Origin of the sequence: Oceanicola sp. 502str15 (assembly GCF_024105635.1) — a bacterium.
Classification (GTDB): Bacteria; Pseudomonadota; Alphaproteobacteria; order Rhodobacterales; family Rhodobacteraceae; genus Vannielia.
Window position 1 is genome coordinate 3,977,510 of sequence record NZ_WYDQ01000001.1, and the last position, 21,864, is coordinate 3,999,373.

Sequence of the window (21,864 nt, forward strand, 5' to 3'; positions counted from 1 at the left end):
TTGTTGTATTTGTCAGGCCAGCTCAAATGCCGGGCCGGCCCAAACCTGACCTTCGCCCTAGCTTCCAAATGCTGCAGCGCTACTCTCGTAAAGCTGTCATCGGATTGCTCCGTATCAAGGATGCCAGCGTTCGCCCACTGCCGCCTGCTCGTCTTCTCGACGGGCATCCCATTCATACCCTTCTGCAATGGATATGAAGCTTTCCGACAACCGGGGGTGGGAATTACCATATCTAGCTGCCAAGTCTCGATAACGCTCTGCAAGTCTGCGCTCTTGCTCTCCGCCATCATATGGGCTGCGCGTGGTTACACCTCGTGCATTTCTGACCCCCATACAAAACCGTTCCCTTAGTCCAGCGTGTTCAGAGCGATCTAAAAAATCCAAGATGACGTCAGGCAACCAGTCATCCCATGGCCGTCTCCTCGCCATTCGTGCCAGCAAAGCCCCAAAATGGATTTCAGCTACTTCCTTGCGGTCAGCTTCCGCCGCAAGTCGAAGGGCGCTATCTGCCCATGTGGTGAATTCATCCGGAGACACCACGCCGTTCTCATCGCATCCGGGAACTCTTTTCCAACCCTCCAGAGAGTGATAGGCTAGCTCGGCAAGGAACTTGCGCCTCTCCGCCGATAGCTTTTCTCGCTCGGGTTCGTCCGCGCCATCGCGCCGATGATATTGCCAGCAGAGCAACTCAACAAAGAGATTTGGATCCCGAGAAAGCTGCCGGTGCAAAGCCAGCGTTCGCTCGTGATCTCGATGACCGTATGAGCACAAGAGCTTGACGAAGGGCAGTTCTAGATTGGCGATTTGGTCGTCGGAGATCGCTTCGTCTTCATCGAGGAGCTGAAACACCTCATCTAGGTTGTACGAACTTGGAAAAGGCCCCTCCACTTCCTCGCCGCGAGCAACAGCTTGTAGGATATCTAGCCAACGGTTGGCTGGCAGCTTGTTTCTCCACAGAGAAACGGCTGAGAACGCTGATCTCGGCCGCTGATATTCAAGAAGCTTTGTAACGGCGTACTCCACTTCGTCGGACGGCGTGTCATCCCAAATATGAATTGATGCTGAATTCCAAAATGCAGAAGCCACGTCTTCGCCCAAACTTTCTGCGACCTGCCAGCCAATTGAACGACCAGGAAGGTGCTCGGCGAATCTCAGGCGCTCCACTTCACTGTTCAGAATTCCTTGTGCCTCTAGGCCAGCCACGACTGCGGCAAGGTCGATCCAACCTGCGCTCCATAGCAGTTGCCGTAGGAATGCATTGGACTGATCATTTGCCTCGGTGCGCAGCGCAGCCGAGACCCAGTGGGTCGCCGTTTCCACTGCCGCATCTTGCGCGACCAAGACTTGAGCCACCAGTTCTGGTTGCTTAACGCTAAGCGCAAACGGAAGAACCGCTTGATCTCCCAATTGCTCCCTGATTTCATCGATGGCATTTCGGCGGCGCTCTTCGACAAGTGCGTTTCGCTCCTGCCATGACAAGCGCCCATTTCCTTCGTCTTCCACCAGCGCACGCCACTCAACGTGGGATGTTTCAAACAGCCAACGGTGGCGAGCAGTCGGCGACTGAGAGGACAAAGCCTCTTCCATGCGCCGAAGCGCGGCTGCCAACTGTTCGTCCTCTTCACCTTCCTGATAAGCACGAAGAACATCGCGCCGACGAAGGTTGTGCCGAAGATCAGCTTTGTCCTCATCGGTTGCTGTCGCTGACCAACTCTCGACCTCGATGACCAAGCGAGACAGGTCATCAGGATGAATACGTGTCGTGACTTCTAACAGCTGTTCAAGCTCCAACTTTTCAAATGGAGCCAAGTCGAGCAGTAGGCGGCTGGCTTCGACCGCCGCTGCGCGGACATCCGCATTTGTCGGTGACTGCACTTCAGTATCCAGTGCTCGCCATTGCGGCCTCGCGGTGCGTGAAGCGAAACTTGGGCCACCTCCTGGAAGAAGAGAGATGCAGACGTCCATCACAGCATGTCGAAACTGCCCTGACATGCGCCGCAAGGCAGCCATCCTTTCCGCAGCACTGAGAGCGGTGGCAGGCAGCCAAGCCCTGAACAGAGAACGGGCGGTTGATTTCGGCGAGTTTGACCAGTTGTCTTCCACCTCCAGACGGCGAAGGCCAAAAACAATCTCTGCGACACGAGAAAAGTGGACAGGGTGCCAAGCCAAAAGTTCAAGCGCCCAAAGCAAATTGGTCCGCAAGCACTCGCCACTCACCAAGCCTTCAGTGGTTCCCATGATGGCGCGTATGGCAGGTTCTGGCTCTCTAAGCTCAGCTTCAAGGCAATCAAGGAACGCAGATGGAGATGCCTCCGCCAATGTTCGTAGGTGCCCCCGAATAGAAAGCCAACGTTCTTGGTCAGCACCTTGCATTAGGGACCGAACGACTTGCGCGGCACGGTGTGAAAGGTCAACTCCCAACCTGTCACCGCAGATTTCTGCACCATGAACGGATAGAATGCACAACGCGTCGCCGAGACCGGAAAGCAAGGCACCCGAAAAACTTCGCGCGTGACCCAAAACATTGGCCATGTACCACTGATCTTGAGGTAGGTCTAAGGCGGGGTCTCTATCGCCCAGCAACTCCGGCAAAAGTTGAAAGAAACGGTCCAGATCGTCTCGATCTATGTAAGGCCCTACGGCAAAAAGTGCGTCGATTTGGGATACAACGACATTCACATTCCTATAGTGAGCAATTGGTGCGTCGTTAAAAGCGAGCAGTTCGTCTCGAACTGGTTCTACTTCACCATCCCGAAAATCACCCAATAGCTGGAGAATTGTGCTGTCATCCATGTTCTCGCGCTCAACCCACGAGCCCGCCAATGCGAACGGGAGGACACGTTTTGCCGCTGCGCGATCTCTAACCCAACTAGGCCGCCGAACCTCAGGATCACCAGAGAGCTGACGCCGCAATACAGGAACAGAATGACCGATCTTGATGGAGAGGTTATCCGCGTCATCACGCGATAGCCCCATACTCTCGAGTTCAGCGCGAAAGGTATCTGAGGGGACGTGCGAAAGCAGCAGTGCCTCCCGGACGTCTAAACGACCCTTGGGATAGGCGCGGACAATGGTCAAATTTCGTCGATCACCAAAGTCCAACTCCTCCCCATCTTCAACATCCGCAACGACAATAAGGTGGTTTGCGCTCGTAGGAATTCTGGCATCGCGAGATGTGGCAACAACTGTCGTATCAAGAAGATCGAGGGCATCGGCCTCGATCATTGTCGCAACGACAAATGCAACGGCCTCCCCTCTATCGTCAGCTTGAACCGGGACTATTTGCTCTCGGTCGCGCAGCTTCTGCAACAACACGCTCTGCTCGTTGTGCCGCCTAGAAGAAACAAGCTTGATGGACAATGGCGGCACCGAAGCTGTCGCCCAGCTATTCCACCATTCGTGAGGTGTCTTCAGCCCAGGCCAGGCGACACCCAGCTTTTTACCCAACCAGCGGGCCGTGGCAGGCGCTTCTTCCAGCCAAGTTTCAAGGTCTATGGCGTCGAATGCCTCAACGGTCGCCCAAGCGCCTTCACCACGTCGCTCTTCAAGCCAGTCTTCTTTTCCGTTCCACCTCCTCGGCGTCACGAAGACGAATGCACTATTCTCGCGCTGGTCTTGCGGCGTTTCTTCAGTTCTCTTTCGATAATCACCGTCGGCTTTACTTCGAGGGTCTACATTGCAACCCATTTCCCATACGCTTCGGCCTTCCGGCACCCAGACTGTTCCGGCTTCACATTCCACTTGACCGTCAAGCCCAGGCAAATCGACCGCCTCGTTTCCGGGAAAGCGCATTGAGACAAGGGATTCCGTGGTTTCCCTAATCAGTCGACGAACAAGTATTGGTAGGTGGTTACGACATTCGTGGCGGTCGGCCCATTGGCGTATTGCAGTTTCATCAACCGGCATAGTGACCTCATTGGGCTTAGGACTCTGTTCAACCCAGAGTAAGCGTTTGAGTTGATTTGATGCAATGCGTCCGGTGAGAGTAAAGTCTGCTTTGTGGGGGTGCGAATGAAAATCTTGCGCTTGCAGCTAATGACCGCTCTCCGCCCATTTCGACAACTAGCAAGGTGGCCTTGGTGAATGTTTTGCGCCCGACTTCCAGTCGCTCGCTGGACTTCAGCGGCAAGTAGAGCGGTACTGCCTCTGAGATTCGCGACGCACCTGTCGTTCGGCTCTCTGCCCGGGCCTCCGGGCTCTGCCTGGTAGCAGGGGCAGGGTGCTCCTGCGCTGAGCGCAGGAGAGCCAGATGACCAAGGGAAACGAGACGTCCAAGACCAAACCCCGCACCACCAAGAAGATGCAGCTGATCCGCCTGCTAAAGGCGAAGGCGGGCGCAGATATCGCGAGCCTCAGCACCCGGCTGGAGTGGCAGCCGCACACAACCCGCGCGGCGTTATCGGGGCTGCGGAAGGCCGGTTACGAGATCGGCGTGGAGCGCCCAGAGGGCAAGGCGCCGCGCTACCGCATCACAGGCGTGCCGGAGGCAGAAAATGGGTGAGCCCCACCCGGATCGGCAAGCCACCGTCGCGGGGTGGGAGGAGATCTTCGGGTCTCCTCCGCCTGCCTACCTGTCGGTCGACTTCATGGCGCGGGCCATCGCGCACGAGAAACAGTGCCGGCAACACGGCAGGTTGCCGGAGAACCTTCGGCGAGACCTGCGCCGTATCGCCGAAGGACAGAGCGTTTCGAAAGCGGTCGGTAAGCGGGTCCGCGCGGGCGCCCATCTCGTGCGGGAGTGGAACGGGCGCACCTACCAGGTCGAGGTGGTCGAGGGCGGCTACCGGCTGGACAGCAAAACCTGGCCGTCGCTCTCGGCGGTGGCGAAGCACATCACCGGCACCGCCTGGTCAGGCCCGAGATTTTTCGGCCTGAAGGGCAGGGCAGGGGCGAAGGCATGAAAAAGATCCGCTGCGCCATCTACACCCGCAAGAGCTCCGAGGACGGGCTGGAGCAGGCGTTCAACTCGCTACATGCCCAGCGGGAGGCCTGCGCGGCCTACATCGCCAGCCAGAAGCACGAGGGGTGGATGGCACTGCCGGATCACTATGATGATGGCGGCCTGTCAGGCGGGAGCCTCGAGCGCCCGGCGCTGCAACAACTCCTGGAGGACATGCAGCAGGGCCGGATCGACCAGATCGTCGTCTACAAGATCGACCGTCTCACCCGATCGCTCGCCGACTTCGCCAAGATCGTCGATGTCCTCGAGGCGGCCGGCGCCTCCTTTGTCTCGGTCACCCAGTGCTTCAACACCGCCACCAGCATGGGGCGGCTGACACTGAACATGCTGCTCAGCTTCGCCCAGTTCGAGCGCGAGGTGACCGCCGAGCGCATCCGCGACAAGATCGCCGCCTCCAAGCGCAAGGGGCTCTGGATGGGGGGCAGGTGCCTTTGGGCTACCAAGCCGACGGGCGGACGCTGGTGATCGACGAAGCGGAAGCGGAGACGATCCGCAAGATCTATGACCTCTACGAGGAGCATCGCACCGTGATCGCGGTGCGCGATGCGGCCTCGGGTCTGGGGCTTCGGAGCCGACTGCGTCACAGAGCAGGCGGAACAACCACCGGCGGGCGCCCCTTTGACCGGGGCCACGTCCATCACATCCTGACCAACCCACTCTACGCCGGCCGGATCCGGCACCGGAAGAAGGTCTACGACGGCGCTCATCCGGCGATCATCGACCCCGAACGCTGGGACAGTATCCAAACCTTGCTGCAACAGGCATCCGCACGGCAACGTGGTCAGGGCAGGGCGGCGCGCACCAGCCTGCTCTGCGGCAGGCTCTTCGATGAGACCGGGGATCGCCTCACACCCTCTCACACGAAGACGCGGAAAGGCACGCGGTTGCGCTACTACATCTCCAACCGGCTGGTCGCGAGCCGGGCAGAGGAGCACCCCGACGCGTGGCGCCTGCCGGCGGAGGAATTGGAACGGCGCGTGGCCGGGCCGGTCTGGAAGGTGCTCACAGACCCTGGCCTGCCTGGACAGTTGCTGATCCAGCCGAGCGCCGATGCCATCGGGAAGATGGCGCCAAGGCTCGATGCACTCAAAACTGACGGCGACACCGCCGTTCTTCTTGAGCTGGTCCAGCGGATCGAAGTTGCGACCGGAACCTTGCAGCTCGTATTGGACCCAGGTGCCATCGCGACCCAGATTGGGATCCAAGCAGATGACATTCGGTCCGAGCCAATCACCCGCGACTCCCCGTTCCAGCTTCGCAAGCGTGGTGTCGAGACACGGATCATCCTGGCCGATGCTCCGCCGGAAACCGACGAGACCCTCCTCCGCAACATCGCGCGGGCGCAGTCCTGGTTCGAGCGAGTGCGCGCTGGCGAGACCTTCGACGACATCGCCAGGACCAGCAACACCTCGAAGCGCCGAATCCAACAGATGATCGCCCTCGCCTTTCTCGCGCCGGATATCGTTCGGGAAGTCATGGCGGGGACCCAGCCGGTCGGCTTCACGTCCGAATGGTGCCTACGGAATCCCTTGCCCAGCGATTGGGCTGAGCAGCGCCGCGTGGTCGCTGCGCTCTGATCCCGAAAAATCGGAAACTCGCATGGCGAAAACCCCGCGCAGAGACTTTGGCTATATCTAGGGTCATTCTGGCGGTTACTTCCGGTCTGCGCAGAACGCCAGATCCCGCAACGCTCTGAAATCTAGCGATAACGTGGGCGGCAACTCGCATGGTCTCGTTTCAGGAAAGTGCCTGGCTGGGGACGCAGTCCACCGCCATCGGGTCTGGGGTGAAATTCCCTGCTATCAGGGAAGCTGCAGGGAAAACCCTAGGAATCTGGCGCGCCTAAGGGTTCATGGGGCGCTAAACCGAAGTAATTTCGGGGCGTTGCGTGGAAATTCCCTAAGCTCGTAACAGGGAAATCGTAGCGTCGGTTCAGGGAATGGGCCGGGAAAACAGTGACCTTCAGGACGCGATCACTGAAGTCAAAGAACGGTAGCTGTGGGCCTGCCTGGCACATCCTTACTTCCTATCTTATCGTTCTGTTCACAAAGGCATTTGGAGTAAAGTTGACGTTTGGCAGACCTACCAAAAGATTGTCCGATCTGCCTTTACCAAGACCAGGGCGTGATCGCCGCACCTCGACACGTGGCGCGCTGGGATGAACTGACCGCGCCTGAGCAAAAGCTAATGCTCGCTGAGGTCGGGCGAGCCCTCGGCAGACGCGTTGGGGCGCTCGTCGCAAGCGTTGAACATGATCACTTCCACCTTAAAGTACTCACAGATGATCCGCGTCGTGCCCGCCTCACCACAGGCGGCAACGACCCGCTGCTGCCGCTCTTGGCGGAGCGTTTGGACCAGGCTCAATCGGTCGATCTCGCAGTCGCTTTCGCCATGGACAGTGGCGTTGCCCTGCTGGAGCCATGGTTGCGCGAACTATTGGCTCGCGGCGGCCGGCTCCGTATCGTGGTAGGCGACTATCTGGACACTACCGACCCTACCGCGCTTGGCAGGCTGCATGACCTCGAAGGCGCCGAGCTCTATGTCTTTGAGACGGGTGGGCTCAGCTTTCATCCTAAGGCGTGGCTCTTTCGTGCTGCCGATAAGCGTGGCGCGGCAATCGTCGGCAGTTCTAATCTTTCGCAATCGGCGCTGAGCGACGGGGTTGAATGGAACCTGCACTCGGAGGATGCCGCCGACCAAGTCGCCACCGCCTTCGAGGATTTGCTGGGTCGGCCGCAGGTTCGGTCGCTGACGCTTAACTGGATCGAGGCCTACGCAAAGCGCCGCCGCTCCCGCCCCCTGCCTGAGTTTACTGCGCAGATCGTAGCTGAAGAGGATCCGCCGCCGGACCCGCATTCGATCCAAGCTGAAGCTCTGGAGGCCCTGGCGCGTACGCGCCAACACGACTTTCGCGCAGGCTTGGTCGTTCTCGCGACAGGCCTGGGCAAGACCTGGCTCGCCGCCTTCGACACGCTCGCGGTCAATGCGCAGCGCATCCTCTTCGTTGCGCACCGCGACGAGATCCTGACCCAGGCCATGGCCGCGTTCCGTCGTATCCGCCCTGAGGCCACACTCGGGCGCTACACTGGTTCTGAAAAGGCTCCAGAGGCGGACATTCTATTTGCCTCTGTGCAGACACTCGGCCGTGTGGGGCACCTGCGTCAGTTTGCGCCGGACCACTTCGATTACCTCGTTGTTGACGAGTTCCATCACGCCGCTGCCCGCACCTACCAGTCGGTGATCGGGCACTTCACGCCGCGCTTTCTACTTGGTCTGACTGCGACGCCAGACCGGTCCGACGGTGCCGATTTGCTGGGCCTCTGCGGTGAGAACCTCGTTTACAGCTGTGACCTGTTCCGCGGGATCGACGCAGGTCGCCTGTCGCCGTTCCATTACTTCGGCGTGCCCGATGACGTGGATTACGCGCAGATCCCCTGGCGGTCTGGACAGTTCGACCCCACGGCGCTGGAAGCGGTCTTGGCCACACAGGCCCGAGCGCAAAATGCGCTTGAGCAATACCGCGACAAGGCGAAGGGCCCCGCCATCGGCTTTTGCTGTTCCATGCTGCACGCAGATTACATGGCCGAGGTCTTCAACGCCGCTGGTATTCGTGCCGTATCGGTTCATTCCGGCCCAGGGTCTGCCCCTCGCGCCTCGTCTCTTGTGGCCCTGGGGCGTGGCGAGATCGACATTCTCTTTGCCGTGGACATGTTTAACGAAGGCGTCGACGTCCCCGAGATCGGGACCGTGCTCATGCTGCGCCCGACCGAAAGCGCCATCATATGGTTGCAGCAGCTGGGCCGGGGGCTGCGAAAAGTCGAAGGCAAGATTCTGCAGGTCATCGACTACATCGGCAACCACCGCAGCTTCCTGACCAAAGTTGCCACGCTGCTGCAATCCGGCAGCGGCGACCGGTCAATCTCCAACCGCCTCGACACGGTGGTAAGTGGCAATTTCCAGATGCCCGCTGGCTGCGAGATCACCTACGATCTGGAGGTCATTGAAACTCTCCGCGCCCTTCTCCGCCCGCGGGAAGGTGCCGCTGAGATCGAGGCCTTCTATCGTGATTTTCGGGATCGCACTGGCGCTCGCCCGACGGCCGCTGAGCTTTATCGCAACGCATTTGATCCGCGGGCCTCGGGGCATGGAAGCTGGTTCACCTTCGTCCGCGACATGGGTGACGCATTGCCAGAGCGTCCTTTCGCCACCCACGGTCGCCTGCTCTCGGACATCGAGAAACCACGCGTGCTGAATCGTGACGCACTGATCGGCCTGCGCGATTTGGCCTCCGGCCGCGCGCCTACGGAAGGTGCTTCCGAGCTTGCCTTCAACACCCATGTCACCGCCGAAGGCACGCGCCTCGCCCGGCCCGATGCTACGGGAGACCTTGGCAATCTGGTCGACGAGCTGGTGGAATGGCGGCTTGCGGAAATGCCTCTGGTCCGCGCGGCCGCCGAACCAAAGCCCACCTTCGAGGGCAAACCCGATACGCTCGTGCCCTTCCAGCGATACTTCGTCCCGGATATCGCCGCGCACTTCGGCGTCGAATGGGCCAACCATCTCTGGCGCACGGGTATGAAGCCTCTGCCAGACAAGAAGATCATGATCTTGCTCGCCGGCGTAGCGAACCAAGAACAGGTCTACCCAAATGAGTTTCTTTCACCGACCCGCCTGCAATGGTTCAGCCAGAACCAGACCAAGCAAGAGGGGAAACACGGCCGTATCCTCAATGGCAAGGAAGGCCACGCGGTGCACCTTTTCGTGCGGCGAGGCAACAAAGTAAACGGCAAGGTGAACCCCTTCATCTACTGCGGCCAGCCTCGTTTTACCGGTTGGGAGGGTGAAAAGCCAATCAAGGTGCAATGGGATCTTTCCACGCCGGTGCCAAGCTCCCTTTGGGCAGAACTCGGGGTCCCGCAATGACGGCTCTCCGGAGAACAGGCGCTTAGGCTCGGTATGACAGATAATCCACGCCAAGGTCTGATTTCGCGGTTCCTTTCGTGGACTGGCGATGCCGAAAACGCCGGATCCCCGGTGGAACCCGGCGTCCAGCTTAACGCTTGGGCAGACAATGCGAGCCGCACGGTTCAAGAGCTTCTCGTCCCTTTGCTGCGCCAGCCCCCCTGCCTCATCGTTACGGGCTACCAGGATTTCTTGTCATCGCTTTCGATTCTGCTGAACGCCGTTCCGAACCTGCTCGACCAACCCGCAGGAAGTTATCGGATAGTTTTTGGTTCCAACACTGAGACGCGTAAGACCTTAGGAGGCGAAGGGCGGAGCGTCGACGAGGAGGCACGCCATTACTACCTCGGTAGCCGCGGTCTTTCGGTCTCGGACCTCGCTGATCTGCGTGCTGTCCTCGCAGTAGAGGCTATCGAACGCGGGATTATTCAGTTCCGCGTCTTCGATCAGGACCTGGCGCGTGAGCAGATCGGACGACGCCCAACTATGCTGCACGCCAAACTCTTTGTTGGCCCAAAGGCGGCGCTGTCGGGTAGCGCCAATTTTTCGCAGGGTGGGTTGCGGCGTAATCTCGAGTTTATCGATGACGTCAGCGATCGGTCCGATCTTGCTATCGCGCGACGGACGGCGGCAGAAAACTACTGGGGTATGGGCCGCGACTGGACCGACGCCGCGTTAGAGATACTGCATGCTCTGCTCCGCCTCGTCAGTCCCGAAGAAGCTGTTGCCCGTACAGTGATCGAGGCCACCAGTTTCACGCCATGGTGCGTGGCAGGGGACACCAGCACGGGGCGTCCGCCGCAACCTTTTCAAGCGGAATTGGTCTACGAGGCTGCGGGGACCATCTACGAGCATGGCTTTGCCTTCGTCGAGGCTCCAACCGGTGCGGGCAAGACCGACATCGGCAAACACCTCGCTACCGTCTTGCCGGTCAGTCATGGACAGACGGTGTTTAGCTGGGGAGAGCGAGCTGACCAGCAGCGTCTCGGTTCACTTGCTCTGATCCCCGCCAGCGTCCTGAAGAACTGGACCACAAACGCACCGGCGAATTTCAAGCCGATCAAGCACAGCCACCTTTCGCGCAAGAGCGAAGAAGCTGAACTGGACGAGGTAAACCGCAACGTCCGATCTTCAGCTGCGCTGATCGTCGATGAAAGCCATCGCCTCAGCTCGCGGTACTTAGCTCCATCTGCTCGGTCTCTCGTCTTCGAACGCAGTCCCGCGATTTGGACCGCTTGCCTGTCGGCCACACTCATGGGCAACCAAGGGCTGGATGGTCTCCTTGCCTTCCACGAAAAGCGCGCTTCGATTTATGTGCCGCCACCTATCACCGATCAGATAAACAACCACATGCAGCGCGTGCGCGAGCGCGGGACGCTCCACAATCAGCGCAACCAGTTAACAGAGCGTATCGAAGCCCAAGCACTTCAGGAAGATCTCTTTGACGATGCTGCCTCGCTACAGCAGCAATTGGACCAGATCGAATCTGAGCTAGAAGCCCGCGATCTAAACCTACGGTCCTTGCAAGAAGGGCTGGCCACGGTGCTTTCGCCCTATGTCGTCCGCCGTCAGCGCGCCTGTATCGGCGAGAGCCGGGAACGGTCGAAGACCTCATTCGTCTATCCCACCGTTAAGAGCCACAGGCGTGACACTGAGCTCGATGCTCAGCAAGCTCGGGTCATCCATCGCATCAAGGTTTTGGCCGAGGCGATCACGACCGGCGTGACCCTCGTCTCTGCCGATCCAAAGCGGGCCGGTCAGACGGAGATCCGCTTCCATGACAAGTCGCGCATTCACATCCGGAATTTCCTCGCGATTCTGCGCGCTTCCGTCACGTTCTCTCGCGAAGAATGGGCCCGTGAGCGTGAGGTCGGCGCGGACCAGCGCGGTCGCGCCTCCATTGGAGAAAGCCTGCGACGCGCGGAGCGTCAGAATGCCCGCGGCATTTTACTTCCGGACGGTGAACTCCAGGAGGAGCGTCCTATCCAAGCCGAAGAAAGCGACACCCCGATTTGTGATCGCATATCTGCCCTCCTCAACCACCCATGCCTCGACGCGATCGACGAGGGCCGTGCCGACGCGATGCGCGCTATCCTGCGCAAACATCCGCATGCGATCTTCCTTGCGGAACGCGTCGGCGTGCTCGAAGTCTATGCCCGCCTTCTCGCCGGGCAGCGGGGCCGTGGGCCGGAGGTCTACGTCGTCGCCCCTGGAGCCAAGTTAAGGACTGGCAAGAAGCTGCACCATCTACGCTCCGGCGCCGAGGCGCAGGAGGTCTTTGGGATCGACGGCCGAAAGGTTGAGCCGTTCAAACAGCGCGCCATGTTCATGACTTTCCAGATGGCGGAGGGGATAAACCTGCAACAGGCTTCGGCACTGGGCATTATTGGAGTCACGTCCGATATCAAGAGCCTGATCCAAGGGCTGGGGAGGATCGATCGGATCGACAGCCCGCATCCCGTCATCCACTACTTCACTTTCGATTTGCCCGGCGTGGTCCTGTCTTCGGACTACAAGGCGCGCGAACGCGTCGCTGGAATCGCGCTATTGTCCGGCGTGGGCGCCACTGACCTAGCCACGGAGATTGAGGAATTTGCCGCCGGCGATCTGACGGACTTGGTTTTGGACCAGGTCAAGAAGCCGCGTGTCCTGCGAACGGGCAACTACTTCGACCAAGTCGAGAATCTGCGCAGGGGAATTCCCCCCGAGGTCATGCAGCGGGTCCGCACAGCGGCGCCGCGGGGACTATGGGGCGCGGAACTCTGCGTCTTGTCCTCGACCGAGCCCGCATCAATACTCTTGCTCGGAAAACGTACCGGTGGCCCGAGCGATCCTAGCGTTCTGCCGCCCCGTCTGCTGGCTATTCGTCAGAGCGCGGAAGGCTCCGAGATCATTGGCGAGCAATCAGAAGTCGCGCGCTTGCTCGTAGCGGCTTATTCCGAGACACGTCGTCGCGGCTTGCACCAGGATCGCCCAAGCATCACTTCCATCTCCAAGACGCTTGACCACCTCTCCGGTACCCTGGCTCACCTGAAGCACTGGGACATTCGCCCTGCTCGCACAGTGTCTCTTCTAAGCTCTTTGGCGGACTTCTTGTCTGAGAGCCCGAGCAACGACCAGGGTCAGGAGTGCTTCGGCAATCTGATCCTCCCTGCGATCGAGAAACTAGCCGAAACCTGGGCGCATGAACTCGACGTGTTCTGGATTGCCGCCAAAGAAGCCGTCAGCCAACGCAGCGCTGCGGGAGTTGAAATCCCGGACTACCTAGGGATCAACGCAATCTACGAACGCTTCCAAGCGCAGCCGATGGAGGTGCAGGCAGCGGTCCGGGGCCGGATGGGTTCTCTGCTGGAAAGATGCAAGGAGCTCTCAGCGGGACAGGCCATCGATGTGCTGGGACGGGTTTCCGTGATCTTCGACGCTCGAACTTAGGGGGCGAACCCAGCGTGTGCAGGTCAGCGTCGGTCCGGCCCCCCGCTTCCTGAATGCGTTCAGAGAGTATCAGTACCGGCGGGCGGCGAGAATTCAACAACCGATGGGCACCGGAGCGTGGCCTGAACGGGACGCCGCAAGTCTTCGTTTCGGTCAAAGCCTGGCCGTCGCTCCTGAGTTCGGGCCATGCAAGCGACAGACACCTATTTCTCCCCAGATGATCAGTTAGGCTTTTGATCAGGAATGCTCGGTTACTATCAGAAACGGCCCAAACCTACCCTTGAATATAGGCATCCTCGCTGAAGTGTGGCCTGTCACACGGACCTTTGCTGCAGGTGCATGATCTCATCTGGTCCAAGATATCAGTGCGCCGGTCAAAGTCTGGTCCGTGGTCATAGAAATAGACAACCTATCGGAGTTGGATAGCAGTCATAACATCTTCGTAGCGTACGCGCCCGCAAGCTGCTAATGCGCCGGTAGTGGATTAATGGTGCAAAAGGAATAGGTCACCCCAATTGCAAGACCGTTATGCCGGAGATGTTGGAGACTTTGTAAAGCTCGGCCTACTGAGAGCCCTCTCACCGGGGCGCCAGTTGGGCGTAGCCTGGTACCGGTACCCCGACGAGAGCCACAACGGAGATGGGCGGCACGTCACCTATCTTAACCAACCGCAACGGTATGAACACCTGGACCCAGCCCTGTTCAGCCATCTTCGAAACATTACGAAAGATGAGCGTTCGATCGATTCATTGTTGCCAGTGCTGGAAGGGTCGATCTCACATGACGAAAGTGTAGACACCAGTATGGTACGCCCCCGTGACCGCCGGAACTGGCGCGCTGCCTGGTTCAAGCGTGTGTTAGATAGGCTATCATTGTGCGACTTTGTATTCGCAGATCCGGACAATGGCATCATCGATGATGCCGATTGGCGAAGAGGGCGCGCGAAGTTCGGCAAACAGGTGCCGCTCGCAGAGGTGCAGGAATTAGCCGAAGGTCGATGCGCACTGATCTACCATCATAACACTCGGCGGCGAGGCGGTCATGATGCTGAGGTGGATCATTGGCTTGGCCAGATCGGGATGCCGGGCATGGCAGTGCGGGCGACCGCCTACAGCCCAAGGACATTCTTTGTGCTGAACCCCAGCGCAGAAATCGAGGCGCGAATCGAAGAGTTTTGCCAGAAGTGGGCAAGTTTGAAGGTGCATCTGCACAGAGCGCGATAACATCGCTCCGTCTCGTACCGGCCCAATGCTGCCCTTCACAACGATCAGCAACGCTGCAATGCAGCTTTCCCAAAGCAGACTTTAAGACAGACACTCTTTAATTGTTCATCGCGATGCATAACTCAAATTTGAGGATTGGAGAACGAGCATGGCACTTTCAATGGATATGGACGCGCAAAAGGCTGAGCTTTTGTTATGAACGGCGCTTCTGGACGACGCAAACAATGTGGGCGAAAGATTGGGGGCATTGAGCGCAGACATCAAAGTCGATGATGACGGCGACGCATGGATATCGTTGGACAAGGATCTCTGGCCAGAAGACAAGTAAGCACCTGAAGCGGAGGCAATTGCAAAGATGCTTTGGCTGGAAATCGCCTGGTCGATGACCTCTGGCGCCTTCCCGTTCGCTTGGCCTGGCATCGGTGAGTACGCGGACAAAACAACAACTTACTTCAAAATGGTATTGGACGCCTATGGCGGGCAAAAACTCTGATAAGAGCGCCGAGTAGTTCGGGTCATCGAGGACGCACACGAACGGTCTAGGCGCTTGCGCCATAGCCTTTATGAAGGGCGTCGCTCAATACGCCCCTTAATCCTACGGGCCCTCCTTGCACCTGTCAGCCAAGATGCATATTTGCTGCTTGAGGGCAGCAAGAGGCTAAACATGGGCGAGGCAAAACGGCGGCGAGAAAACGAGCGGCGTGCAGAGGCTTTCTCAAAGCCCATGAAGCGCGCTCGCTTCAACATTCTCACGACTGGCACACGACACTCCAAAACAGCGTTCATGTGTGAAGAAGTTTCGTGGTGGGCATCAGAAGGGGACGAGCTGCTTGGTTTAGTCGCGAGAGATACAACGGACAACGACTACCTGTGGATGGTTCTAGCGCGCGACAAAATTGGTCGTTTCCGGTGTGCATCATTGAGAACCGATTTCCGCGACCCAGTTCATGCCGAGAAGAAATTGCGCGTCGAGATGATGGAGATCATCGAAAAAGGCGAGATAGAAGAGTTTGGCGAACAGGGTGATGAGACCAACAGCCCACTCGACCCCTTTTACATACCACCCAATCTTACTGACGATAAGCTGCACCCCTACTTTCGGATGCTCGCGGATGAACCAGGTCGAGCCCCCGCAAGAAAAGTAATCAGCGAATTGGCTCTCTGGCTAGCGCCAAAGGATCCTCACTTCGTGCGAGAATTCCAAACGACCGGATTTGACCAACGCCTTTGGGAGTTGTTCCTTTGGGCGGCGTTTCGTGAGTTTTTCCTCGATGTTGAACAGTTAGAGGCACCCGATTTTCGTTGCCGCAGTCCGCTGATTGACTTCACGGTTGAAGCTACCACCGTGGCGCCATCTGAAGGCGGAGCCCTGCAGGAACACCCAAATCCGAAGACACCAGAGGAACGTGAGGCTTTCTTGCGTGATTACATGCCCATGAAGTTTGGTGGCCCATTAACCAGCAAACTCGAAAAGGCAAACAAAGCGGGTCAACGATACTGGGAACGCGAGGAAAGCAAGGGCAAGCCGTTTGCTATCGCCATCGCAGATTTCCACAAAATGGCCACCGAAGATGAGTTGGGGCCCATGACCTACACCCAGTCTGCGCTGTGGCAATACTTGTATGGCTCACGTGTGACTTGGCATTTCAAGGAGGAACAGCTGATCATCGACAGTCATAAGATTGGCGAGCACGAATATAACGGCAAGAAAATACCTTCGGGGTTCTTCGATCTACCCGATGCTGAGAACGTGTCCGCAGTGATTTTTTCGAATGCTGGCACGATTGCAAAGTTTGATCGCATGGGTGTTGCTGCGGGCTACGGAGCGCCGGGTTACGGCTATTTTCGCCTTGGTCTGAAGTACAATCCGGACCCAAAAGCTGTTGTTGGCGAGGCATTCAAGGTCGATGTCTCTGACCCGGACTATGAAGAATATTGGACTCAAGAGATTCAAGTGTTTCACAATCCCAACGCAAAACATCCTTTGCCCTTCGAGGCCCTACTTGGAGCGGCACACCACTACTTTGAGGATGGGCAACTTCAGAGCCTGACGCCACACGATGCGGTGCTCAGTTCCTTTTCAATGCTCATTAAGTACACCGATAGTGAAAAAAGTGCTGCCGCGAAAGCCAAGGGCTGATGAGCTCGTCGACTCTGCGATTGATAGTCGGGGAGCAATCTATTCGCTCGCTTTCTTGCAGCAGCGTAGAAGCGAGTGCGCTACATCGATCTCTGCACCATTTTGCCGGACGTGTTGCGTACGAAATCGTAGGGCAGTTCCTATGACCGGTAGGTCTTCAGGACCTTCTTTGAGCGATAGCTCTGACGATTTGCTTTGAACCACTTTGATTATCCGCTCAGCTGCAGACGATAGATCATCGTCGAGTACGTAGCCAAGCATGCCCCCGAAGGGCAGCCCCTCGGAGTACTTATCAGTAACATATCTCGACAGTCCTTCCGTCACATACTTTCCGGAGAGCGCCTGAAAACCCGATGGCATGACGACACTCAATCGTTTTGCCTCATAGGCTAGATAGCACGTCTGATCTTGGTTCCAGAAGAGGACAAGATCTATTCTGCCGTCGCGCGTATACGCGCCTGAAGTACTCAGTCCAGCAGGCTCGAACTGTGTCTCCCAAAAATGAAATAGTCGTCGCATTCCAGGATCGGAACCGAACCTGTGGCGAAGATCATGAGTGATTTCATCTTCTTCAGGATTCTCCCCCAATTTCTCGATCGTCGTTGGCAGGATATGGCACAGCCGTTCGATGAACCGCTCATCAAACCCCTTGAACTCACTCAGCCAAGCCGCACCACTACCAATGATCAAGAAACTGCGCTCTGTACCGAAGAAGTCTGGAGGAGCGTCTGCAAGTCGCTTGCAATTACGTCGGCATCTGTCAAAGCAGACGACTTAAGCCAAAACCTTTTTTGCAAGGGCTTTATTAGATAAAGCGATCTACCCGAGAAAATCCTAATGTCCGGTACAGTTTGAAAGTTGCGGGCTACCGAAGTACCTAGCTTCTGCGATAGAGACTGCAGGCAGTCTGTAAAGGTTTCGTCTCGGTCCTCACGGAAAGGTGTCGCATTCTTAGCGTCGGTCAGTTGAAGCATCAAGATACCGAAGTCTTGATTCGAGCCAATTATTTCGGCCGAAACACACATTTTCTCTGGGAACCAGAAAGACAGACTAGAAATAAGTTGCTGAGCATAGGCCTTCCGTTCAATTGGGTCGCTTTGTTTCCAGAGTTCTGGGAAACTGCCGGAACTTGGTTGGACAGCTGGCAAGACATAATTCACAGTATCTTCGACAACAGTGATCTCTTCCTCAGAAAGACCAAAGTATGAGTATATATGCGCATCGATTTCACGAAGGGCAAACTCAATGTCATTCTGAGGGCGCAAAAAATCGCCTGTACGCTCTTGTTCTCGATCAACTAAGTTCTCGACAGCCAGCTGTATTGAAATTGCCGCTTCCGGGTCAGGAAGATCGTCGGGGCGCGGCATTGGAAGGCGAAGCAACTCTGCTTGTTGAACTTCGGGTCGCGACGCGCCGAATGATGACGTTCCGTGAAAGGCAAACCAAGCAGCGAGCCGACTGTTAAGGTAGCCTGCTATGAACTTTGCACGAGTTGTTTCTTCTTCTGGAGCAACGATTGCCTGAAGTATGTGCTGGAAGGACAATGGGACATCTGAATAAGCTGCCCTAAGCCGACCAGTCGCAGCATCAACTCCTCTTCTAAACAAGATTCGAGGGCCTGAGAACGCTCGCTCAAATCCGCTCCGCCGGACTCGACTCGAATTCCATGGCTCAAGATGATCTGTTGTGAGAACGAGTGCGGATACCGCGTTCACGGGCAGGTCAGGAATTCGTCCGACAGATGAGCTTTCTTTGAAACTTTGCGGACCCGACACCTCGCTGCGTCCATGGTAGGGTTGGTAGCCCTGACCCACTACCCAGCCCACAGATGGGTTGCCTTTCTTTCTTTGAACGCTACCAAATTCACTGACAAATGCTGAAAGTTTGGGAAGACGGTCCAGATGACCAAACAACTTTGCTTCAGCACCCCGCATCCAGAGCCGTTGTTTGAACACAAGTGGGTTCCGTTTGACATCCGCGAGGCTGAGAGATGATTTGTCGATCGAACTTAGAGTCACAAATCTTTTGATCTTGAGGTTAAGGTCAGCTTTAGGCGTCCAGTAGTCAAAGTGATAACTGTCCTTTGCCGCTTTGTTTCCGTACACCATCAATGCAGTCGGATAGATCGCACCGTCGAAAAGCTGCCGGCGTAAATCCGATAGATTGATGACTACCCGCATCCCGACCGTTTCAAATAGCTGGATGCGTGCCGCGACACCCTTTGCTGCATGGTTGTGCAGAAAACCCATGGCCGGCAAAAGGAACCCAACGCAGCCATCAGCTGAAACATGTTGTTGCGCCTTCCAGACAAATGCCCAAGCAACTTCACCGCTTGGTGTTGGAAGTTTTCGCGCCTTGCACCAGTTAAGGCCAGATCCGAGTATATTGCGCCGACTTGTCCACGGGGGGTTTCCAACTATCACATCGGCCGCATGTTCGCCTGGGTCCGCGTCGAAAAAGTCCTTGCAAACTAGCGTGTGGTCCCAAAGAGATGGCAGCAAACGACCCTTCTTTGCGAGAGTCCGAATGTTGGGTGGCGAAACTTCTTCGAGTAGCGCGATGTATAGGGAAAACACGGCTACGCGCACTGCACTTCCGTTAAGATCGAAGCCACGAACTCGCTGAAGCGTCTCTACTAGTTTGTCCCAAGAAGGCTTCGCATTCTGGCCTTCATTTCGCCGATGCTCACATAGGCGCTGGAAGCTCCGCACTAGGAAGATTCCGGAGCCGCAAGCAGGATCCAAAAAAACTCCATGAGTCTTCGTCTTCGAGCTTAAGGTATCCCATACGGTTGATATGGTCGTATCGACCAAGAACATTGGCGTATAGTATGCGCCTGTATCGGAACGAGATTGGGGGTCGTATCCAAGAAAGCGGTCATAAACGGCGCTTATTAGCTCGACTGGAATGAAGGCAAAGTCGTAGCCCCAGAACCGCATCTGACCATTGGCTCCAGCCATCTCCTCTTTGCCTTCTCGGAAGCGCCTGAGAATTAGCAACGCATCTGCGGTGAGGCAGTGTGGGTGTTGGGAGTCGTCGAATGAACACGGCGCAACAAACAAATCGCCATTAAAGTCGCGTTGAAGCGCTGCAAACAGTGCTTCAAGCGCCGCAACATCGCCAGAGTAGAGAATCGCATTCAGCCCCTTGTACGTACCGTTAGTTGCCTCTTGGAAAAACGTCGCGGTCGTAATCTCACGATCTTCGAGATACGCTACGAACATCGTTTGGATAAGTATGGCCTGCGCCTCATCTGCCGACAGGCCTTCCTCGGACAGCAGGTCGTGAGCTACTTCAAGATTGTTTAAGAGAACGCGATCAATCCGAGACTTCGGATCAAAGTAAGTCTCCTTTTCCAGCCAAAGACGACCGCTCTCCGCGCCATAAACATAATTGCGAAGCGCTAGCGCGTCGGCTGTAGCGTTGACAGCTTCGATTAGACAGCGGTCCTCAAACTGTGTTCGATCCCCAGTGCCAGGGTCTCGGGCAAGGGAAAACACCCTCACCTCATCCTCTGCGGGAACGATCAAAATGCTTGCCAGTCCTTGGTTCCACAGTGCTGCGTGAACCTTCATGACTTCATCTCGATCATACTGCTCTTGCTCGAACACCATGATCTGTGGAACACCTTGGTTGCAGAACACTCCCGATATGGAGAGTTTTTGCATAGCTTTTCGAATTTCATCAGCGTACGGCGTGCCAGTAACCGGCTGCCCCGGCTCGAAGTACTCCGGAGCAACACGCTCAGAGAGCGCAAGCATATCCCGCCAAGCTGGATAGGTCATGACGTACCCGATTTGCGCGCCACCTCGACGGGTGGGAAGTAAATTGGCACTTGTTCACGATCGGCTTCGTGCAGGAGTGCAGCGGTCAACTGTTCCACAATCGGAGCCAGCGGAACCAAGAGGCAAGGTGACTCAATCGGCCGATTTTCGGAACGAGGAACGAGAACACAGCTCTTGTCGACCAGAGAAAGTAGAAGAACAGAATTCGCCAAAAGAGACCAAGGCTGTTTGTGCACTGCCTGTCCTAGGGACACCGATTGCTCAGCGAAAGACGCGACCGAGATGCCCCATTGTTCGCGAAGAAACTTGATTAGCACTCCAACTACGAGATCACTAGCTGTGAATGCCGGCGCATAGCCATTCCGCCCATGAAAAACGGGCAAGGACTTTCTCCAATGCCTTAGCGTTTCTTGTGAGATCCCTAGCGTATCTCTGAACTGTGCAGGAGAGAGTTTCACTGTACGAGCCGTCTGAATTGTTGTTGACAACAAACTGGATTGTTATGCCCACAGTGTCAAGCGTTCTTGTTATGTTCTATTTGGGCGTTATTTCAGGTATCCCCAATGTCTCCTTTTCCATTCTTGGCTATGAGCCATGGCATCCGCAGCGAACTTCCGCTTTCTGCCCTACCCAGACCCAGTCAGCTCACTCCGTGATCATGGGGCTAGGAGATCAAGAAGTCATCCAACGACTTCCCGGCCTCCAGCGCTTCCTTGATCCATCGAGGTTGCCGACCACGGCCGGACCAGGTCACTGCAGAGTTCTCGGGATGGCGATACTTGGGCTTGCTCCGCGCCCTGGTGCGCCGTGGCCTTCTATCGCCAGTGAGTTCGGCGAGGCTGAAGCCAAACTCCTTTGCCTTGGCTTCCGCGGCGGCGATGGCGTCTTTTCTACGCTGAGCGTCCAATGCTTCTAGCGCAACTTCAATGCGGGTTCGTAGAGCTTCAAGGTCCTTTCGCTTCATCTTTGAAAGATCAGTCTTGGTCATGTTCCCGTCCTGCGCATTGATTGAGCTTTTCATAGGCCACCTTTGTCCCGCGGCAATATGCAACCTGCTCGATCTCCAAGTGGTCTTCTTGGGTTCGCGGTGTTTTTGCGATTTGTTGGCTGAATGGCGGCGCCCGAGTTTCCGGATGTGTTTTGGTTCATACCATATTTAATCCACATTTATGTGCGGTGATTTCGGCGGTTTGGTTTTCGGTATTGTTGCATTTGTAGATTGCTTTTCATTTCATGTTTAAATTAAAGAGTAAAAAAATAATATGCAAAGTTAATTAATTATTGCCAATAGGCACACTTTGGAATACTTAGAGATTCCGGGGCGTCCCGCAGTGGCAAGGTGGCTGCGAGGGCTTAGTCGGA

At 56.7% G+C, this 21,864-nt stretch carries 13 protein-coding genes; 9 read left to right on the forward strand and 4 right to left on the reverse strand.

The genetic code is table 11. The features are described 5' to 3' along the window. Positions 1 to 114 precede the first annotated feature (114 nt). Positions 115 to 3,906 carry a hypothetical protein gene (locus tag GTH22_RS19560; RefSeq protein ID WP_252947264.1) on the reverse strand — a complete coding sequence of 1,264 codons (3,792 nt, stop codon included), beginning with the start codon at positions 3,904 to 3,906 and terminating at the stop codon, positions 115 to 117. Positions 3,907 to 4,249: 343 nt separating this feature from the next. Here GTH22_RS19560 and GTH22_RS19565 point away from each other — a divergent pair, with 343 nt between their 5' ends. The 9 genes from GTH22_RS19565 (at position 4,250) to GTH22_RS19605 (ending at position 16,717) form a co-directional block, all read left to right on the forward strand. Further along, positions 4,250 to 4,501: a DUF3489 domain-containing protein gene (locus tag GTH22_RS19565; RefSeq protein ID WP_252947265.1), complete on the forward strand. Its 252-nt coding sequence runs from the start codon at positions 4,250 to 4,252 to the stop codon at positions 4,499 to 4,501. Further along, entirely contained in the window at positions 4,494 to 4,901 is a 408-nt protein-coding gene (locus GTH22_RS19570) for a DUF2924 domain-containing protein (RefSeq protein ID WP_252947266.1), read from the forward strand. The genes GTH22_RS19565 and GTH22_RS19570 overlap by 8 nt, the downstream gene beginning before the upstream one ends. Next, a complete protein-coding gene (locus GTH22_RS19575; protein WP_252947267.1) occupies positions 4,898 to 5,425 on the forward strand; it encodes a recombinase family protein in 528 nt (175 codons plus the stop codon). The genes GTH22_RS19570 and GTH22_RS19575 overlap by 4 nt, the downstream gene beginning before the upstream one ends. Then, positions 5,422 to 6,537: a recombinase family protein gene (locus GTH22_RS19580; protein WP_252947268.1), complete on the forward strand. Its 1,116-nt coding sequence runs from the start codon at positions 5,422 to 5,424 to the stop codon at positions 6,535 to 6,537. Before GTH22_RS19575 ends, GTH22_RS19580 begins: the two co-directional genes overlap by 4 nt. Positions 6,538 to 7,105: 568 nt before the next feature. Then, positions 7,106 to 9,883, forward strand: a complete 2,778-nt coding sequence (locus tag GTH22_RS19585; RefSeq protein WP_252947269.1) for a DUF3427 domain-containing protein — start codon at positions 7,106 to 7,108, stop codon at positions 9,881 to 9,883. 33 nt (positions 9,884 to 9,916) lie between these two features. Continuing rightward, the gene (locus GTH22_RS19590) at positions 9,917 to 13,354 is read left to right on the forward strand and encodes a hypothetical protein (RefSeq protein ID WP_252947270.1); all 3,438 of its coding nucleotides are present in this window, start codon (positions 9,917 to 9,919) and stop codon (positions 13,352 to 13,354) included. Between the two features lie 593 nt (positions 13,355 to 13,947). After that, entirely contained in the window at positions 13,948 to 14,577 is a 630-nt protein-coding gene (locus tag GTH22_RS19595) for a hypothetical protein (RefSeq protein ID WP_252947271.1), read from the forward strand. Between the two features lie 355 nt (positions 14,578 to 14,932). Continuing rightward, the gene (locus GTH22_RS19600; protein WP_252947272.1) at positions 14,933 to 15,070 is read left to right on the forward strand and encodes a hypothetical protein; all 138 of its coding nucleotides are present in this window, start codon (positions 14,933 to 14,935) and stop codon (positions 15,068 to 15,070) included. 171 nt (positions 15,071 to 15,241) lie between these two features. After that, entirely contained in the window at positions 15,242 to 16,717 is a 1,476-nt protein-coding gene (locus GTH22_RS19605) for a hypothetical protein (RefSeq protein WP_252947273.1), read from the forward strand. A gap of 39 nt (positions 16,718 to 16,756) precedes the next feature. Here GTH22_RS19605 and GTH22_RS19610 read toward each other — a convergent pair whose 3' ends face one another. The 3 genes from GTH22_RS19610 to GTH22_RS19620 form a co-directional block, all read right to left on the reverse strand. Next, positions 16,757 to 17,407: a hypothetical protein gene (locus tag GTH22_RS19610; protein WP_252947274.1), complete on the reverse strand. Its 651-nt coding sequence runs from the start codon at positions 17,405 to 17,407 to the stop codon at positions 16,757 to 16,759. Next, complete coding sequence (locus GTH22_RS19615; RefSeq protein ID WP_252947275.1) at positions 17,404 to 20,502, reverse strand: N-6 DNA methylase; 3,099 nt, start codon at positions 20,500 to 20,502, stop codon at positions 17,404 to 17,406. The genes GTH22_RS19610 and GTH22_RS19615 overlap by 4 nt, the downstream gene beginning before the upstream one ends. A 664-nt stretch (positions 20,503 to 21,166) precedes the next feature. Next, complete coding sequence (locus GTH22_RS19620; protein WP_252947276.1) at positions 21,167 to 21,490, reverse strand: H-NS family nucleoid-associated regulatory protein; 324 nt, start codon at positions 21,488 to 21,490, stop codon at positions 21,167 to 21,169. Positions 21,491 to 21,864: the final 374 nt, after the last annotated feature.

Coding starts and splice junctions, on each gene's coding strand:
- GTH22_RS19560 (WP_252947264.1), bottom strand. CDS start 3,906: ATGCCGGTTGATGAAACTGCAATACGCCAATGGGCCGACCGCCACGAA.
- GTH22_RS19565 (WP_252947265.1), top strand. CDS start 4,250: ATGACCAAGGGAAACGAGACGTCCAAGACCAAACCCCGCACCACCAAG.
- GTH22_RS19570 (WP_252947266.1), top strand. CDS start 4,494: ATGGGTGAGCCCCACCCGGATCGGCAAGCCACCGTCGCGGGGTGGGAG.
- GTH22_RS19575 (WP_252947267.1), top strand. CDS start 4,898: ATGAAAAAGATCCGCTGCGCCATCTACACCCGCAAGAGCTCCGAGGAC.
- GTH22_RS19590 (WP_252947270.1), top strand. CDS start 9,917: ATGACAGATAATCCACGCCAAGGTCTGATTTCGCGGTTCCTTTCGTGG.
- GTH22_RS19600 (WP_252947272.1), top strand. CDS start 14,933: ATGCTTTGGCTGGAAATCGCCTGGTCGATGACCTCTGGCGCCTTCCCG.
- GTH22_RS19605 (WP_252947273.1), top strand. CDS start 15,242: ATGGGCGAGGCAAAACGGCGGCGAGAAAACGAGCGGCGTGCAGAGGCT.
- GTH22_RS19615 (WP_252947275.1), bottom strand. CDS start 20,502: ATGACCTATCCAGCTTGGCGGGATATGCTTGCGCTCTCTGAGCGTGTT.
- GTH22_RS19620 (WP_252947276.1), bottom strand. CDS start 21,490: ATGACCAAGACTGATCTTTCAAAGATGAAGCGAAAGGACCTTGAAGCT.